Source organism: Mesotoga sp. UBA6090, assembly GCF_002435945.1.
In the GTDB taxonomy this organism is placed as follows: domain Bacteria; phylum Thermotogota; class Thermotogae; order Petrotogales; family Kosmotogaceae; genus Mesotoga.
The window spans coordinates 29,236-29,465 of record NZ_DIXC01000081.1; the positions used below are offsets into that span (position 1 = coordinate 29,236).

The following is a 230-nucleotide window of genomic DNA, read 5'->3' on the forward strand; positions in this document are numbered from 1 at the left end:
TTTCCCCGACCGTTATAGAATGATTCTGTCTATTGCCTATTATCTAATTCTCGAAGAGAATAACTCCCTCAGTAGGTTTCCCCATTGGCAGAGATTACATGCCCATCCTTATGGAGAAGACATACCATCACAGCGCAGTAGTGAGCTGTTCCAATCCATTTCCGAAGAAGAGAGAATGATGTTCTTCAAGAAGCACGGCAGACGTAGAATTGAGAAAGAATACTGGGCCT

Annotated in this window: 1 pseudogene; it reads left to right on the plus strand. The window is 43.5% G+C overall.

From position 1 onward, the window contains the following. Nucleotides 1–230 (plus strand): annotated as a pseudogene (locus B3K42_RS13795) (transposase); the annotation flags it as partial.